The sequence below is a fragment of the Acidobacteriota bacterium genome (assembly GCA_016700075.1).
GTDB lineage: Bacteria > Acidobacteriota > Blastocatellia > Pyrinomonadales > Pyrinomonadaceae > OLB17.
Map to the genome: position 1 here is coordinate 44,107 of CP065000.1, position 17,299 is coordinate 61,405.

14 protein-coding genes and 1 tRNA gene are annotated in these 17,299 nt (G+C 50.4%); 5 read left to right on the plus strand and 10 right to left on the minus strand.

Features of this window, described 5'->3' with window-relative positions:
• From IPM50_00205 to IPM50_00220, 4 genes are read left to right on the plus strand one after another with little or no spacing between them, the layout of a single operon-like run.
• Positions 1-1,659, plus strand: coding sequence for a site-specific DNA-methyltransferase (locus IPM50_00205; GenBank protein ID QQS33043.1), 1,659 nt, complete (start codon positions 1-3; stop codon positions 1,657-1,659).
• Positions 1,660-1,696: 37 nt separating this feature from the next.
• The gene (locus IPM50_00210) at positions 1,697-4,390 is read left to right on the plus strand and encodes a DEAD/DEAH box helicase family protein (GenBank protein QQS33044.1); all 2,694 of its coding nucleotides are present in this window, start codon (positions 1,697-1,699) and stop codon (positions 4,388-4,390) included.
• 2 nt (positions 4,391-4,392) lie between these two features.
• On the plus strand, positions 4,393-5,706 hold the full coding sequence (locus IPM50_00215; GenBank protein QQS33045.1) for an HNH endonuclease: 1,314 nt from the start codon (positions 4,393-4,395) through the stop codon (positions 5,704-5,706).
• Positions 5,684-7,138: a hypothetical protein gene (locus tag IPM50_00220; GenBank protein ID QQS33046.1), complete on the plus strand. Its 1,455-nt coding sequence runs from the start codon at positions 5,684-5,686 to the stop codon at positions 7,136-7,138. Before IPM50_00215 ends, IPM50_00220 begins: the two co-directional genes overlap by 23 nt.
• Positions 7,139-7,172: 34 nt before the next feature.
• Here the strand turns inward: IPM50_00220 and IPM50_00225 are convergent, their stop codons facing one another.
• Positions 7,173-8,333 (minus strand): hypothetical protein, encoded by a 1,161-nt coding sequence (locus IPM50_00225; protein QQS33047.1) that lies wholly within the window; start codon positions 8,331-8,333, stop codon positions 7,173-7,175.
• Between the two features lie 106 nt (positions 8,334-8,439).
• Here IPM50_00225 and IPM50_00230 point away from each other — a divergent pair.
• Positions 8,440-8,525 (plus strand) — tRNA-Lys (locus tag IPM50_00230).
• A 37-nt stretch (positions 8,526-8,562) separates the two neighbouring features.
• Here the strand turns inward: IPM50_00230 and IPM50_00235 are convergent.
• Genes IPM50_00235 through IPM50_00275 form a run of 9 tightly spaced genes read right to left on the minus strand, consistent with a single transcriptional unit; the run spans position 8,563 to position 17,201 of the window.
• Positions 8,563-9,693, minus strand: coding sequence for a VWA domain-containing protein (locus IPM50_00235; protein ID QQS33048.1), 1,131 nt, complete (start codon positions 9,691-9,693; stop codon positions 8,563-8,565).
• A 60-nt stretch (positions 9,694-9,753) separates the two neighbouring features.
• On the minus strand, positions 9,754-10,971 hold the full coding sequence (locus IPM50_00240) for a divalent metal cation transporter (protein QQS33049.1): 1,218 nt from the start codon (positions 10,969-10,971) through the stop codon (positions 9,754-9,756).
• Positions 10,940-11,686: a LamB/YcsF family protein gene (locus IPM50_00245; GenBank protein QQS34426.1), complete on the minus strand. Its 747-nt coding sequence runs from the start codon at positions 11,684-11,686 to the stop codon at positions 10,940-10,942. The genes IPM50_00240 and IPM50_00245 overlap by 32 nt, the downstream gene beginning before the upstream one ends.
• Positions 11,687-11,691: 5 nt before the next feature.
• Entirely contained in the window at positions 11,692-12,648 is a 957-nt protein-coding gene (locus tag IPM50_00250; GenBank protein ID QQS33050.1) for a biotin-dependent carboxyltransferase, read from the minus strand.
• Positions 12,649-12,655: 7 nt separating this feature from the next.
• A complete protein-coding gene (pxpB, locus tag IPM50_00255; GenBank protein ID QQS33051.1) occupies positions 12,656-13,342 on the minus strand; it encodes a 5-oxoprolinase subunit PxpB in 687 nt (228 codons plus the stop codon).
• Positions 13,343-13,344: 2 nt separating this feature from the next.
• Positions 13,345-14,154 carry an ABC transporter permease gene (locus tag IPM50_00260; protein QQS33052.1) on the minus strand — a complete coding sequence of 270 codons (810 nt, stop codon included), beginning with the start codon at positions 14,152-14,154 and terminating at the stop codon, positions 13,345-13,347.
• Complete coding sequence (locus tag IPM50_00265) at positions 14,155-15,135, minus strand: ABC transporter permease (protein QQS33053.1); 981 nt, start codon at positions 15,133-15,135, stop codon at positions 14,155-14,157.
• 47 nt (positions 15,136-15,182) lie between these two features.
• Complete coding sequence (ubiE, locus tag IPM50_00270; GenBank protein QQS33054.1) at positions 15,183-15,911, minus strand: bifunctional demethylmenaquinone methyltransferase/2-methoxy-6-polyprenyl-1,4-benzoquinol methylase UbiE; 729 nt, start codon at positions 15,909-15,911, stop codon at positions 15,183-15,185.
• Entirely contained in the window at positions 15,912-17,201 is a 1,290-nt protein-coding gene (locus IPM50_00275) for an insulinase family protein (GenBank protein ID QQS33055.1), read from the minus strand.
• Positions 17,202-17,299 lie beyond the last annotated feature (98 nt).

Genomic DNA, 17,299 nt, shown 5'->3' on the forward strand with positions numbered 1-17,299 from the left:
ATGGCTTCTAAAAAGACAAAATTGGAGTTGACCTGGATCGGGAAGGATGAGCGGCCGAGGTTGGAGCCGCGCATTCTTTTGGAGGATAAGGAAAGGTCTTATCATGCGGAGCATCGTGTTTCAGATGATGATATTTTCGACAATATTCTGATCAAGGGCGACAATCTGCTCGCCCTCAAAGCCCTCGAACAGGAGTTTACCGGCAAAGTTAAATGCATCTATATCGATCCACCGTATAACACGGGCTCTGCATTTTCTCACTATGAAGATGGAATTGAGCATTCACTTTGGCTTTCTTTGATGAGGGATCGGATCGAAATCCTGAGAAAACTTCTTTGCGAAGATGGAAGCCTGTGGATTTCCATTGACGACGACGAATCACATTATTTAAAAGTTGCAATTGATGAGGTTTTTGGAAGGTCGAACTTTGTCTCGAATGTGATTTGGCAGAAGAAAGCATCTCCACAAGCGAACGCCGTTTGGCTCTCCGATTCTCACGATCATATATTGGTTTATGCCAAGAATAAGGAGATTTGGCGCCCTAATCTCCTTGAAAGAAGCGAATCAGCTGATTCTCGTTATAGCAATCCCGATAATGATCGGAGAGGTCCTTGGAGTTCAGGCGACTTCACGCTAAGTTTGACCGGTGGTCAAAGGGGAGCGCAGTTTGCGCGAACAGGAATCAGCGCAAATATTTACGAAATCGTCACACCTTCCGGCAGGATTGTGACTCCTCCATCAGGGCGTTGTTGGACTTATTCGAAAGATAAGTATTTGGAACTGGCCGAGGATAATCGGGTCTGGTTCGGGCAGGATGGAAATAACGTTCCAAGACTCAAACGTTTTTTAGCTGAGGTCCAAGAAGGCATGGTCGCCATGACAATTTGGCCGAGAACGGAAGTTGGCGATAACCAAGAATCGAAACGGGAGGTTCAACAATTCAATCCGACTGATATTTTTGCTACGCCAAAGCCGGAACGCCTGATGCAACGCATCCTTCACTTAGGAACTAATGAAGGCGACGTTGTGTTGGACTCTTTCGGCGGATCCGGAACAACTGCGGCGGTTGCTCATAAAATGAAGCGGCGTTGGATAATGGTCGAGTTGGGCGATCATTGCTATACGCATATCATTCCGCGTTTGAAAAAGGTAATCGACGGAGAAGATCAGGGCGGTATTACAAAAGCGGTCAATTGGAAAGGCGGCGGCGGTTTTCGCTTTTACGAGCTTGCCCCGAGCCTTTTGAAAAAGGACAAGTGGGACAATTACATTATCAATCCCGAATACAACGCCGAAATGCTGGCCGAGGCGATGTGCAAACATCTTGGCTTTAAGTACGAGCCTTCGGATTCGATCTATTGGGTGCACGGATATTCGACCGAAGCGGATTTTATCTATGTGACCACACAGAATCTGACTCGTGAAATGCTGCAAGCAATATCCGACGAGGTCGGCGACGAACGCACACTGCTGATCTGCTGCAAGGCTTTCCGCGCCGGAAAGAACGAGTTCGCGAACCTGACGCTTGAAAAGATACCGAACGCAATACTGAAACGCTGCGAATGGGATAAGGGTGATTATTCATTGCAAGTCGAAAGCCTGACCGTCAAAGAACCAGAACCGGGAACGCAACAAGGCTTGGTTTTTGATGAGGAGTAATAGAATTTGCCACGGCCCGAGCGGCGAGAAACTTTGAATGACAGATCGTATAGTCAATACAATTTCTGCCCGGCTTTCGTTACGCCCTCCTCAGCGCGAATCGCTGCAAATACTTTCGCGTCTAAATGAGATCGTCGAGTTTTCAAAAGAGACTGATGCGGCAGCAGCATTGGAAGTTATTAAGTCGGAATATCCGAACGTAGATGATTTTGAGCGCGATTTTCCGTCACTATGTTTTGCTCTTGCAACCGGTGTCGGTAAAACAAGGCTGATGGGGGCGTTCATCGCTTATCTTAATCAAGCGAAGTCGATAAGACATTTTTTCGTGTTGGCCCCGAACCTGACGATCTATAACAAGCTCATAGCTGACTTTACCCCGAACACTCCGAAATATGTCTTCACTGGACTCGAAGCCTTCGCGATAGAGCCCCCCGAAATAATCACCGGCGACAACTACGAATCGGGCCGCGGCGTAAGGGCCGCTGACCTCTTTGGCGAAACTGCCGTTCATATTAACATCTTCAATATTTCGAAGATCAATTCGGAAGTTCGCGGTGGAAAAGCACCGCGTATCAAAAGACTCTCCGAATATATTGGCGAAAGTTACTTCAACTACCTGGCGGGACTCAACGACCTTGTTCTGTTGATGGACGAATCGCACCGCTATCGCGGCTCAGCAGGTATCAATGCCATTAACGAACTGAAACCGATCCTCGGGCTTGAATTGACCGCGACCCCGCAGGTGGAGTCTGGAACGCGATCGGTTCCGTTCAAGAACGTCATATTCAGCTACCCGCTGTCGAAGGCTCTCGATGACGGCTTTGTTAAGGAACCAACCGTTGCGACCCGCGAGAATTTCACTCCGGCAAATTACACCGCCGAGCAACTCGAAACCATCAAGCTGGAAGATGGGGTTCGCATCCATGAGAGCACGAAGGTTGATCTGGAAACCTTTGCCAAGCAGAATGATCAGAAAGTAGTAAAACCTTTTATGCTGGTCGTTGCTCGTGATACAGACCACGCCGGCGAATTGATCACAAAAATAAAATCAGATGATTTCTTCGAGGGCAGATATCGTGACAAGGTTATCACGGTTCATTCCAATCAACGTGGCGAAGAGGCTGAGGAAACGGTTAGGAGTTTACTTGCGGTAGAAGATCCCGCTGAGCCCACCGAGATCGTAATTCACGTCAATATGCTCAAAGAAGGTTGGGATGTGACCAACCTCTATACGATCGTGCCTTTGCGTGCGGCCAATTCGAAAACTCTGGTCGAGCAGTCCATCGGTCGTGGCTTGCGGCTTCCGTACGGCAAGCGCGTTGGAGTTAACGCGGTCGATAGGCTGACGATAGTTGCTCATGACAAATTCCAAGAGATCGTTGACGAGGCAAATCGCCCAGATTCGGCTTTGAAGATCGTGCCGGTTTATATCGGCAAAGATATTGCCACAGAAGAAAGAAAGTCGGTTACTGTCGCCCCTGCGATTGAATCTGCTCTGTTTGGATCGGATACGACTTCTATGGTTGAACCGGCTGCGATGACGCCAGCGGTTCAGCAGCCCACATTTGTTTTTGAAAACCCATTGGATCGTGAAGTTGCACGAACGACATACGAGGTGATCAAGAAGTTCGAGCGATTAGGAAGTTCGGCTGAGCTAAAAGCACCCGAAATACAAGCGGAGATAATTCGTGAAGTAAAAGAGGCCCTTCCGCTTCCGGCCCAGGCGTCCTTTGCTGAAATGAATCAGGAACCTGATTTTGAACGGATTGTCGAGAAGGTAACTGAGAAATTTGTCGAGATGACGATCGACATTCCCCGAATCATTGTTCTTCCAAAGGGTAATGCTGAATGGTCCTACGAGGATTTTGAACTTGATACGGCAAATCTAAATCTACAGCCCGTCTCGCAGGATATTCTGCTCCAAAGTCTTCAGAATTATCGCCGTGAAAGATTATCGGATCTGGACGGAATGCAGACCGAGATAGTTTTGGAGAACTACATCGTTAGATCGCTGATCGATTACGACGATATCTCGTACGATGACCACTCGGAATTGCTTTACGAACTAAGCGGTAATGTTATCAAACATCTTCGATCTTATCTTACTGACGAAAGAGATGTGTCGAATGTGTTGCAATATCATTCGAAGCGGATCGCCGAGCTGATACATGCTCAAATGGCCGCACATCAAAAGCAGAATAAGACAGAATACGAGGTAAGGACGACAAAAGGGTTCGTTACTCTGCGGACTGCTGCATATTCGATAGATGCGTCGGAGTTAGCACGCAATTTCCGAGCTCCGGTCGATAATCCGCAGCAGATTCGGTCGATGCATTTCGGCGGCTTCCAGAAATGTCTTTATCCAATGCAGAAATTCGATTCGGATTCGGAACGTCGTCTAGCGGTGATTCTCGAAGACGATCCCGAAGTAATCAAATGGTTCAAGCCGTCAAGAAACACCTTGCAGATCTTCTACCATCAAGATCACCAATACGAGCCTGACTTTATTGTCGAAACCACCAATGGCAAGTTTGTCTGCGAAGTGAAGCGAGAAGATGATATCGAGGATTCATCCGTCCAGGACAAAGCCAAAGCTGCTCGCCAATGGTGTGAACACGCTTCACTTCATGAGGCCGCCGTCGGCGGGAAAAAATGGTCCTACCATGTGATTCCGCATACTTTACTTAATTCAAATATGTCATGGGAGGGCCTAATACGAGTCGTAGGCTAACCATGAAACGAAAGGACGTCTCGGACAAGGATAAGCACATAGTCTTTCTGAAGTCTGGCGGTTGCTGTGCGTTCAGAGATTGTCGAAAGAAGCTTGTCGAAGAGGCAACAGCCGAAGATGATCCGACTGTTGTTGGCGAAATTGCGCACATCGTTGCCGATAGTCGCCAAGGACCTAGAGGCGCTGAAGATCTGAGTGAAATAGACAGGGCGAAATCTCCAAATCTTATTTTACTATGTCGGGATCACCATAAGATCATTGACTCTCAGATACGCACATATAGTGTTGCCGTACTCCGACAAATGAAGAAGGATCACGAGCTATGGGTAGCGAAGTCTCTGACGAGTGCACCTACAGTTAGGAACCGCCCTTTGGTTTCAGAGCGAATTCAAAGCACTATCCTGCCGGTTCTGGCTCTACCCCAAGCAGTGTTTTCGGCACCGTGTAGTTTTGGGCAAAACGAATACGACGAAGTGAAACGCAGAGTACATGTTCCGGCGCGGGAGAAGGAAACCGACCCTTATGTTCTCGCGCCCTTTGCCCTCCGAGATGGAAGGCTCTATGCGTTTCAAGCATTATCAAAATCAAATCCCTTTTCTGATGTTATCGATTCCACTAAGGTCACTTCGCATAAATCGTGGGAAATGTGGGATGACCCTGATTGGAAGCGGGTTTATGTAAGCCTTTTGAATCGATCCCTGTATAAGTACGCCGGCACCCTTAAGATAAGGTATGACCCTGAGCACAAGCGATTTTACTTTCCAGTTCTTGAAGAAGGTAAGGAACGGAGTGTTACATACCGTCCGTTAAATAAGAAAGAACAGCCGCGAAAAGTTGCCTGGGAGCCGAAGTTTCGACACGACGGAACCGGTAAGGGGTTTTGGTACCATTTGGCTGCCGGCCTACGCTTTCATCATACCGATGATCGTCAATGGTGTTTATCAATCAGACCTGAGCGTCACTTAACAAAAGATGGAAGCCTACTCCTGGCGCCTGACAAAATAGGACGAAAAGTGACGAAACTCAAAGCCAAAATGTATAACGATAAATACATGGGCGAAATTGTCTTTTGGAGAGATTTTCTCTCGCAGGGAGAACCTAGATTTGTATTGAATTTCGGCAGCCAGCAGGCCGTAATTGGAGTGGAACTAATTCCTTTTGATGTTGAATGGATCGGTCTTGCTGGTGATGATAAACCGTTCAAAAATGAGCTATACGAGGAGGATTTGTTCACTTTGGGAGAATGGAACGACTCCATAAGTGGTGAAGAACTTGAATGGGAGGAATGGGAAGATGAAGCGATACAAGACTCATAATTCACCATCAAAAATAGCTCCTATTCAATTGCAATCCCCGAAAACCTCAGTTGTATGGCTGGAGGAACCAGAATTACTTTTTGCTGACGGCCTGACAAACACTGATCCAAAAGTTGGCATACCTCTTTATGGCCCTCGCTCTTTGCGAACGACTAGGCATAAACGTGAAATTCATGTCGGATTTATCGGAACTGGCGAATTAATTGAGAAAGCGAAAGAATTCCTGTTTGAATGCTCTGAAGGCATCGACGGAGACGAATCGGTTGCCCCATTCCCGGGCTTTATGGCTGATCGTGGATTTTATTCGGAACTGCTTTTTGACGACAAGATCTGTGAACCGATCACAAGAAACGAAAGTCGCGAAATACTGGCTATAAAGGACGAGAAAGCTCGATTTGAAAACTTTCTCGAGCTAGTGGAATCTAAATTGACGATATTGACCCAGAAAGATCACCCGCTAGACTTTATTTTTATTGTGCTCACCAAGGAACTCTATAAAGCGTGTAGAGTTGCAGATTATTTCGAGAAAGGTGTTGGCGAAGTGCATCGGGATTTTCGCCGGGCTTTCAAAGCCATTGCGATGGGGTTTCTTAAACCGACACAGATCCTTCAGGAGAGCACCATACTTGGTATATCTAATCGAGATAAACAATTAGACCACAAGGCCAAGATCGCTTGGAATCTCCTAACTGGCCTCTATTTCAAGGTTGACGGGCTCCCTTGGGGGCCGACTGGACTCGCACCAGATAGTTGTTTTATCGGTGTCAGCTTTTTTAGACCTCTCGGTAAGAAATCAACCTTGCGGACAAGTGTAGTTCAAGCATTTGATGAAAATGGGGAAGGGCTAATACTTCGTGGACACGATTTTCACTGGAACGAAGAGGAAGGTCGATCGCCTCATCTGTCCGAGGAACTTGCCATCAGGCTCATTGAAATGGTGCTGGGTCGTTACCAGCAAGAACGAGGTTCGGCTCCCAGAAGGGTTGTACTTCACAAGAGTTCACGTTTTGAAGAGGCGGAGCGAACAGGGTTCGAATCTGCACTAACAAAGGTAGATCAATATGATCTGCTTGCACTTTCACCGGCAAGTGACGTTCGATTATTAAGGGTCGGGAAATACCCGCCCCTGCGAGGAACCGCTATTACCATCGGTAAAGACTCCTACCTTTATACAAACGGTTACATTTCTGAGTTAGCTTCTTATCCGCATGGACATGTTCCGTCGCCCTTACAAATTACGGACCATATAGGAGATTCTTCATTGAAGCAACTTCTTCATGAAAGCATGGTTCTCACCAAAATGAATTGGAACTCAGCAGATTTTAATGGACTCATGCCTATTACACTTCGCTTCTCGCGTTTAGTCGGAGACATCTTGAGAGAGGTGAAAGATGGAAACGATGCCGAACCTAAGTACAAATATTATATGTAGGAATTCACGCACAACCTTTAATGCGCCCGTTATCTTACCGGTTGTCCTTATCGAGGAGGAGTTTGGCTTGCATGGCAGCGGCCTCGTCAAATTCGGTGTATTCGAAACTGGTCTGCATTTTCTTGTGGCCGGCACCGCGTTGAGCTAACTTATCAGAGTAGCCCAAGCGTCCAAGGCGAGTTACCCAATCACGGCGGAGGTCGCGTAGACGAAGATCGGGGTAGCCAGCGGCCGTTCGCACAATATCCCATGATTTCTTATAAGTTGTGTGGGGGAACACCATATTGTCGAGACGTGCGGCATTCGCCGGCGTTACATTCTTTGAATGCTCTAGGAATCGCCAAAGTTCGAGAAAAGCCTTCTTCATACGCTCGGTAATTACAGCCAAACGCTCTTCGCGTAGTTTGCCCTTGTAAGAAACCAACCTTGTGATATTGCGAAATTGTCCTCTCTCGTCAAACAAGTCACGCCATCGAATTGGTTCGTACTTAGACTTGTCTTCGCTGTAATCATTCACCGGATAAAGCTCGTTAGGTCTGGCTCCGGAGTCTCGTAGTGCAATAATAAGAGCGTAAAGACGAGGAGCAGAGGTGGTGATCAGCTTTCTAGCCTCCTTGAGGATTTTCTTTTCTTCAATATTAGTGACTGTGACTGTCCGACGATTCTCTAAGGATTTGTCGATAAACCCGTCGAAGTCAGGCACTTCTTTGATCCACCTCTTTTTCTTGGCCTTTCGGAACATCGCGCGAACCGACTCGAAATCCCGATTGACTGTTGTGATCGAGACAGACTTGAGCCGCTTCAGTTTGTATTTCCTGAAGATGGTCTCATCCATTTCGTTGATCAATTCTCGGCCAAGTTCTGCAGCGATACGATCGATCTTTAGGCGTTCAGATTCCCATGTCCTCATGCCTTCGACTTTCTTACCGTCAGAGTAAACAGGAGGGATAACGTATTCTTTCTTATACCAGTCAGCGAGTTTACGGAAAGTCATACTACGGCCTTCGATGTAACCTTGACCGCGAGCATCGCTTTCTTCTAAGATTTCACTTGCCAGTTGTTCGGCATGGGTCGGATTGAGAGCTCTTTTATAGATCTGTTTTACTTTTCCGTTTGAGTCGCGAAGTTGTACTCGGGCATAAAGATGCCCGGTCTTCTTGTCAGTCCAAACGTATCCAGCTTTTCTCCGTCCCATCTAACTATTTTCTAACTATTTCTAACTATTTTCTAACTATTTCGAGTTAGTTTAGAAAGATAGTATAAACCGAGAATAGCTTGAAAACAAAGGAATTATAGACTTAGATGGTGATTCTAGCCCGAAACAGTTTTGGTCAATAAGTGGCTTTTAACCATTGGGTCCCAGGTTCGAGTCCTGGTCGGATCACCATTCTTTAAGAGAAAAGGCGGGCCGCGTGCCGCCTTTTCTAATTTCCGATCTGTGATCCGACAATATAACTGTCCCTGGCACGAATTACCAAGTTGGGCCGGTTGACCCTTACTTTGATCTGTTTGCGTTGGCCGGGCGAGCCTTCGGTTTTAGGAATGTAGCCAATATTATATTGCCGCCGGAGTTCTTCCGCTATACCTTCAAATGCCCGCATCAGGCCGCCCGGCGTAGACTCGGGCCGAAAAACGCGTCCTCCGGTCGCCGCAGCTATCTCATCCAGGTATCGCCGCCCGAGTGCATACTCCTGTGCGGTCGTCCCGCGGGGTGTCATGATGTCGCCCAGGACCCCCGGAAACGGTGATCCGATCCGCCGACGATTATCCATGTAGGTGTTGTAGTAGATCGGAAATACGAGGGAATCGCTCTCTTCGGCATAATCGAGGGTACTGTCGTAGCTGTTCTTGCGGGACGTCGTGTCGACACCGTCCGTAAAAAGGATCACGGCTTTTCTGCCTTCGACCTTTCCGAGTTGTTTCCGCAGAGCCTCATCGACGGCGTTATAAAGTGACGTGCCGTTGCCGAAACGCGCCTTGTCAATCGCGTCGAAGATCTTTGCTCGGTCCGTCGTCGCCTTTGTACGCACGCGGATGTTTTGATCAAATTCGACCACTGCTACGCTGTCGTGTAGTTCCAGAAGCGAAACGAACGACTTTGCCGCTCGAATGATATCTTCGATCCGGTATTCGGTTGACGGGCTGACATCAATGACGAGAACGACCGTGATCGGTTTGTCGGAAACACCGAAATACGCGATCTCCTGCTCGACCCCGTCCTCAAATATCGCAAAATTTTCTTTGCCAAGGCCGGGAATATAAAGGCCGTTTCGGTCGTAAACGGAAACCGGGATGGTGACGAGATTGGTTTCGACGCGTACTACTTCATCGTCTCCGACCGTCTGCGATCGCTTTTCCGGGACATTCGCGGGGGCAGCTGGAGTTCTGCGAACTCGGCGGGGCAGCTGCACCGATTCGGAATAGCGAGCCGAATCCGGTGTCGGCGAGGCAACAGGCGAGGGCGATTGTCTGGGGTCGGAGCGTCTGCCGGATTGAGCAAACAGGGCCGTGGACAACACCAAGATCGCAAACACGCTTAAGAAGAGTTTCTGCATTTAACTACGATTGTATTTGATGCGGATAACCTTTGAAAAGGTTTGAAATATATGCTGCCCCTAATTTGCCCACAACGAGTTCACTATCGCAGTGACGCTAAATCCGAGCATAACCAACACGGTGAACCAACCGGAAACGGTCAGCCAAAGTGGATGGAGCTCGCCACCTGTCGCCATTTTGCGCGATGCAAGCAGCATCAGTGTGAGCCCGATCGGGAGAATGAAGCCATTGATCGTGCCGGCCCAGATCAACAGCTTGACCGGTTGACCAACAGTAAAAAACACGGTGGCTGAAACGGCGAGAAAACCGAGAACGAGAAATTTCTGATGGTCTATACCCTTGGCGTAGAGAGTTTTCAGAAAAGACACGGATGTGAAAGCTGCACCGACGACCGAAGTGATAGCGGCGGCCCACATTACTACGCCAAAAATACGCAGTCCAAACTCGCCTGCAGAGAACTCAAAAACGGAAGCCGCGGGATTTGTACCGCCGATCTGCAACCCCATTGAAACCGCTCCAAAAGCGGCAAGGAATAACATGATTCGTATGACGCCTGCCAGCAAAATACCGCTGACAGCGCCGCGATTCACGGTCCGGAGATTTTCTGGACCTGTGATGCCCGCGTCGATGAGGCGATGAGCACCCGCGAAGGTGATATAGCCGCCGACTGTTCCGCCGACCAGAGTTACGATCGCCTTCGCGTCTACGACATCAGGCCAAAATGTGCCTCGTATCGCCTCACCGATCGGTGGCCTCGAGACGAAAACGACATACGTTACCATCGCGATCAACAGCAGGCCGAGGGCTTTTACAAAGAGATCCATCGCACGGCCGGCGTCCTTAACAAGAAACAAAAAAGCGGCTATCGCGACGCTTATCACCGCACCGAGTTCGACCGGCAGGCCGGTCGCTGCGTTAAAGCCAAGTCCCGTGCCGGCTATGTTGCCGATATTGAAAACAAGGCCGCCGAAAGCGACCAGCACTGCGAGCAGGTAACCGCTGCCGGGAATTGTGTCATTCGCGACGTCCTGTCCCGGCTTTCCTGCGATGGTGATGATCCGCCAGATATTGAGCTGTGCAAAGATGTCAATGATGATCGAGACCAGGATCGCAAAGCCGAAACTTGCGAGAAGCCGGCCGGTGAAAACGGTAGTTTGTGTGAGAAATCCGGGGCCGACGGCAGATGTCGCCATCAGGAACGCTGCGCCGGCAAGTGCCGAGATCAGGCCCTTTTGTGGCGGCTTTTCAGAGGATATATGATCTGACCTCGATGCCATTGTCTTCAAGAAATGTGCGAATGAGCCGAGCAGTTGAAACCGCAGTAATGCCGTCGCCGTGCAGACAAATAGTCTCAGCGTCGATGACTATCTCTTCGCCATCAATTGTCTTGATAGGTTCACGCTTTGCGATCTTTAGAGCTTGCTCAGCGGCGACAGCAGCGTCGTCTATTACAGCACCTTCAATTGAACGTGAAGCGAGCCTGCCCGCCGCGCTGTAGCGGCGGTCGGCAAATGCTTCGCTGACGATACGGAGGCCTGCGTTTTTTCCTTCTGTCACCAGCATGCTTCCCGCGAGCCCGAACAGGATCAAAGAAGGGTCGACCGCATTTACCGCCTTTACGATCGCGGCCGCGGCCCCCGCGTCGTCCGCGGCCCGATTGTAGAGTGCTCCGTGCGGTTTCACATGGCTAACACACCCTTCTTGTTTCTCGGCAATATCTCTTAGCAGCGTTAATTGCTCTGCGACCAGGTCCGTTATCTCATATTGTGAGAGTGTCTGATAGGTGCGTCCGAAGTTCGCCTTATCGCGAAAACCGGGATGAGCTCCGATCGCGACCCTATTTTCAATAGCTAGCCGAACGGTGGCTGCCATTGTTGATTCGTCACCTGCGTGGCCTCCGCAGGCAATATTGGCCGACGTAACTATGCTCATTAACTCGGCGTCGTCCGGATAGCCTTCGCCGAGGTCGCAATTTAGGTCGATAGCACACATGGCTTTCACACTGAACGTATTCTACAAGCAGCACGCAGTATCTTAAGGTCGTTCTCAGTTTGAAGCAAAGTAGAATGGGCTTCGGCAATATCGACCAAGTGAAAGGCAATACGGTCACGGCATCCGAGTTGTGCCGCAAGCGGCAGATCACACGAGATGATGTGTCCAATACGCGGATATCCGCCGGAGGTCTGATGATCCGCCATCAACAAGATCGGATCACCCAGAGGAGGCAACTGAATGGTACCGAAGCTGACCGCGGAGGACAGGAATGCTGCGTTTCCCACAGTTTCGAGTTTGGGTCCTATCAGGCTGAATCCCATTAGGTCCGACCTTTCCCCGATCTCATATGTTCCACTGAGAAACGCCCGGCGGCTTTCGTTTATCAGACCGTCAAATTCAGCACCCGCAACGATCCTCACGGTAGGGAAGTGGTGGTATTGGGGAATGATGGACGGACCGGCCGCAGTGCCTACAAGTGGAGGAGCGTGCAGACCGTCACTCACATCCAGCCTGTCGCCCGCCGACAGTTTTCGTCCTTTGAATCCGCCGACAGCGGCGGCAATGTTCGTCGTCGAACTCCCAAGCCATCTCGGAACGTTAAGACCGCCAGCAACCGCCAAATAGCAGCGGTTTCCTTTGATACGTGATCTGAAAGACAGTGTGCTGCCTTCATCTGCACGATATGTTCGCCAGTTCTGTAATCCAACGCCGTCGAGGTCGGCACTGAAATCGGCTCCAGTTACGGCGAAGACAGTGTCAGTTGTGAAGCGTATCTCTGGAGTAGGGAAGTGAGCCTCAATGACCGCCGAATCTTCGTAATTGCCGACAAGGATGTTGCCGATCCTTGCAGCAAGCGGGTCCATAGCCCCCGTTGGATTGACGCCGAATCGGCGGAACCTGAAGCGGCCCAGGTCGCGAACCATCGTCAATATTCCGGGCTTTACGATCTCTATCGCCATTTGAAGTTCATAAGACCGGCACAAACTTTACGCGGTCGCCCGGCGAGAAAAGGAATGGAGCGGCCGCCTGAGGATCGAAAAGCTGAAGTTTCGTACGCCCGATTATCTGCCATCCGCCTGGAGAATCCAACGGATAGATCCCAGTCTGTTCGTCGGCGATCCCGATGCTTCCGGCAGGCACACGCTTTCGCGGAGTGTCGCGTCGCGGTACCGCAATTCGTTCATCGACCTTTCCCATGTAAGCGAATCCGGGAAGAAACCCAAGCATGAAAACACGATATTCACGCCCGGTGAAGATGCCTATGAATTCCTCCTCGCTTACTCCGAATCGGGCAGACAATGTTTGCAGATCAGGACCTGATTCGCCGCCAAATAGCGCCGGAACTTCGATCAGGGCATTGCGATCTGAAAGACTGCCGAATGCCTGAGACGACGCGGAAAGAAGCCTTTCCTGAACAAATTCACGAATGTCTGCATCTTTCCCGACCGCCGCGTGGACCGCACATGGATCGTAAAATACGGTTGCGGAGGCATAGGCAGGCGATGATTCGATAAAACCGGGAAAAGGGTTATCCGCCAGATAGCGAGATACAGCAACTGCGGTCTTATTCACGTCGCTATCGATACTGTCGCCAAATTCAATCGTCATGGCGGAATCGCCAAGGTCGTATATCTTCGGAACAGGATCGAGCATATTCATCGCGATCGTTGTTTAGGATCAAGGTATTCGCGCAGCCCGTCGCCGATGAAATTGAACGCAAGCACGGTAAGGGCTATCGCGACCCCCGGAAAGAACAGAACGTGAGGTGCGATAGTGAATATTTGACGGGCCTCGTCGATCATCGTTCCCCAACTCGGCGCAGGCGGCGGGATCCCGAGTCCCAGGAACGACAGCGTTGCCTCTGACAAAACCGCTCCCGCCAGGCCGAGAGACGACTGAACTATCAGCGGCTGGATGGCGTTCGGTAAAATATGGAAAAAAAGTATACGAAGATTTCCGGCACCGAGCGCTCGGGCGGCTGTAACATAATCGTATTCGCGTACCTTTAGCACCTGTCCTCTCATTACGCGGGCATAGCCGACCCAGCCGATGATGCAAAGTGCGGCGATCAGTTTTCCCTGTCCGGGACCGAGGAAAGCTACGATCGCGATCGCGAGAAGCAGACCGGGAAATGCGAGGAAAACATTGAAAAGATATCCTGAAAGGAATTTATCCACCCACCCGCCGAAGAAGCCTGCGATCGATCCGATCAGAATTCCGACGATCGCCGAGACGACCACAACCGAGATGCCGACCTCAAGCGAAATGCGTGCACCGTAGATAACACGCGAGAAAATATCACGGCCGAGTGCGTCCGTCCCGAACCAGTTCTCGGCAGAAGGAGAAAGCAGGCGAAGATCCAAATTCTGAACGAGAGGGTCATGCGTCGCTATATACGGGGCGAAAATCGCCGCCAAGATGAACAGCGCGGCGATGGCAAAGCCTATGTACCCAAGTCTTGTCATTTACGATAGACGAATTCGAGGATCGAGTTTTCGATAAACGAGATCGGTCAGCGTGTTGGCAAAAATGTAAGTAACGCTTATGACCAGAACGCATCCCTGCACAAGGCGGTAGTCTCGCTTGCTGATGCCCTCATCCAAGAGCAATAACCCGAGGCCCTGCCAGCTGAATATCTTTTCCGTAACGATAGCTCCCGCAAGCAATACGCCAAGCTGCAGGCCGAGAATAGTGACAACCGGTATCAATCCGTTCTTCAGCACGTGTTTTAACAGGACGACCCTTTCGCTGACGCCTTTAGCACGAGCGGTCCTGACATAATCCTCGCCAAGTTCTTCGATCACGCTTGAGCGGATCATTCGCGTCAATATGGCGGACAAAGCAGCGCCGAGTGTTACCGCGGGCAGTATTATGTCCTCCGGATAAAGGCTGCCGGTCGGCGAAAACCAGCCAAGTTTAACCGCAAAGATGTAGACCAGAAACGGCCCGACAACAAAGGTGGGAACGGATATGCCTAACAGAGCAATTACGGAGGCGGCGTTGTCGATCAGGGAATTCTTATTCGCACCGGCGAGCACCCCCAGCGGCAAAGCGATCCCGATGGCGACAAGAAGCGCCGCGACAGCCAGCTTTATGGTCGCCGGATATCTTTCAAGTATCATGTCCAGAACGGGCCGATCCGTTCTGAATGACCGCCCAAGGTCACCGCGAAGCAAGCCTGAAAAATAGTCGTAATAACGGTTCTCCGTGCCGTGCCATTCGAAGCCGGTTTCGCCGTCAAAACTGAAAAAGAACGCCGGCTTGTCGAGCCCGTGCTTCTGCCGGAAGTTGTTCAATTGTTCGACAGTTGCGGTCTCGCCGAGAATTACGTTCGCGGGATCGCCGGGAACGAACTCGATGAGCAGGGTAACCAGCGACACCACGGTCCATATGACCAGAAGCATCAGGCCCAATCGGCCGACAATATTCAGGATGCGGTGTCTCATCAAGGGCAGAAGATCGGCAAAACGCTATTATAGCCTACGATGCGTGATCACAAAGCTGACGGCTTGATGCCGATGTGGATAGCGGCGATGCCGCCCGACAGATCGGTGTAGGAAACTTGCTCAAATCCAACGCTGCGGATCATTTCGGCCAGCCCCGCCTGATCCGGGAATTTACCGACCGAATCAGGCAAATACTCGTAGGCTGAGCGTGAGCCGCTGACCGTACCGCCGATCCGAGGCAGAACTTTCGTGAAATACAGGTCAAATAGTGCCGCAAGCCCGGGCACCCGCGGCTTGGAAAACTCCAGAATTGCAAGCGTACCGCCGGGCCGCAGAATACGGAAAAATTCTTGCAGTGCCGTAGTCTTGTTTGCGACATTTCGAAGCCCGAATGCAATGGTGACCCCGTCAAAATGTGCGTCAGCGAAGCCCAACGCCATTGCATCGGCTTCAATATAATCTATATCGTCGCCGCTTTTCCTTTTGGCGATCTCAAGCATAGGGCGGCAAAAATCCGTGCCGATTATTGTTGCTTGCGATCCGCGGTCGAGTTCTATTGCGACGTCACCCGTCCCGCAGGCGACATCCAGCACTCTTGCTTCGGGTAAAGCCAAAATTCCTTCGATCCGCTTTTTCAGCTTGCGTCGCCAACGCTTATCGATATTGAGAGACAAGACATGATTAAGAAGATCATATCTGTCTGCGATGCCCGAAAACATATTCCGGACAGCGGATGCAAATTCCTGCTCGCGGGGATCGTCGGTGGTTTTAGCCATTTATTTTGGCGTCTCGGCGGGCAGCATTACGAGCGAGACCATGGGCGATCTGCTGATCTTTTCCGCAAACGCCTTAACGTCGGCCAGGTTTATCGAATCGAAAGATCGTGCATCGTTTTCAGCTGAGGTCAGTTTGTAGGTGTCTGCATCGAGCCAAAACTCTTCAGAAGGACGGACTCTCCATACGTCCGCGGCCTTTCGTCGTGCGGCTGTGAATTCTGCGGCATCGATAGGTTCAGAGATCGCGGAATTTACTGCCTCCTTGAACATTGACGTGTTTTCGGGCCCACCGAACGCGGCGGCCGAAAAGCGGATCATTAAATATCCGGGAAGCGTAAGCGAAACGTTCGATACCCTAACGTCGGCACTATTTGACGCGGCCTTTCGAACTAGGCGTTCCTGCATGATCTGAGCGAATACCTCTGCGGAGGGAAATTCTTTGTCCGATCGAGCTACACCGCGCATGGCGAAACGAACTTCCGGTTCGCCGACCGCAGGAGAGGACAAAGCGGCCATTTCCGCCGGAGGATCTTCGGGCCTCTTAAATGTTGAGGGAACCTTTCTGTCCGATTTCAGCCAGCCGCCGAAATAACGCTTAGCAGCACGCGTCGCAAGTGCCCGGTCAAATCTGCCGGAAATAACGACGGACGTATTGTCCGCGGTCAAAAACCTCTTTCGGGCTTCGATGATATCCGCAAAAGTGATCCTGCTTAGCGACTCCTTTGTGCCTGCCGTCGGCCGGCCATAGGGAAAAGTTCCAAAAAGCCTTTCCTTTGCTGCCTCATCCGCCATCGATGCGTTATCAAGTTTGTTCCGTTCGTGGAAGAGGTTGAGGTCTGCCTTTAAACGGTCTGTCGTTTCTTTGTCGATGGTCGGCGACGAAACTGCGGTGGCAAGCGTTTCAAGCATCGTCAAGAACTCTTCAGGCTTTGAGGAAGCGGTTATCTGAATGAAATCGTAGCCGCATAGGACATTGAGGCTTCCTTCCAGATCCTCCTCAAAGAACTCGCCAGCAGCAGGATTGGGGAAAAGATTCTGAGAAAGCAGCCTCATTACACCTTCTTTCCCCTGTGGATCGAAAGCGGAACCGGAATGGACGCGTATGCGTACCCATACTTTGTCGGCTTTAGCGTCAGGGTGCGTTATGAGCCTGGTTCCGTTAAGCAGGGTTTCCCGCCGCGGTGTCAACATAGCCGGCTGAGAGAATATCGCGGGTGCGGCCAGTGAGATGAGCAGCAGCAGAACGATAGCGATCAGCACGACTTTTACCATGAGGTCCTTTTTTTTCATTCGTTGGATTTACTCCGTAAATACGTATCGTTCAATTAGTTGCCTCAGGGCCAAATGTCGTTGCCGTGCGGGCGCAGAGCCAAACAAAAATATTAGAT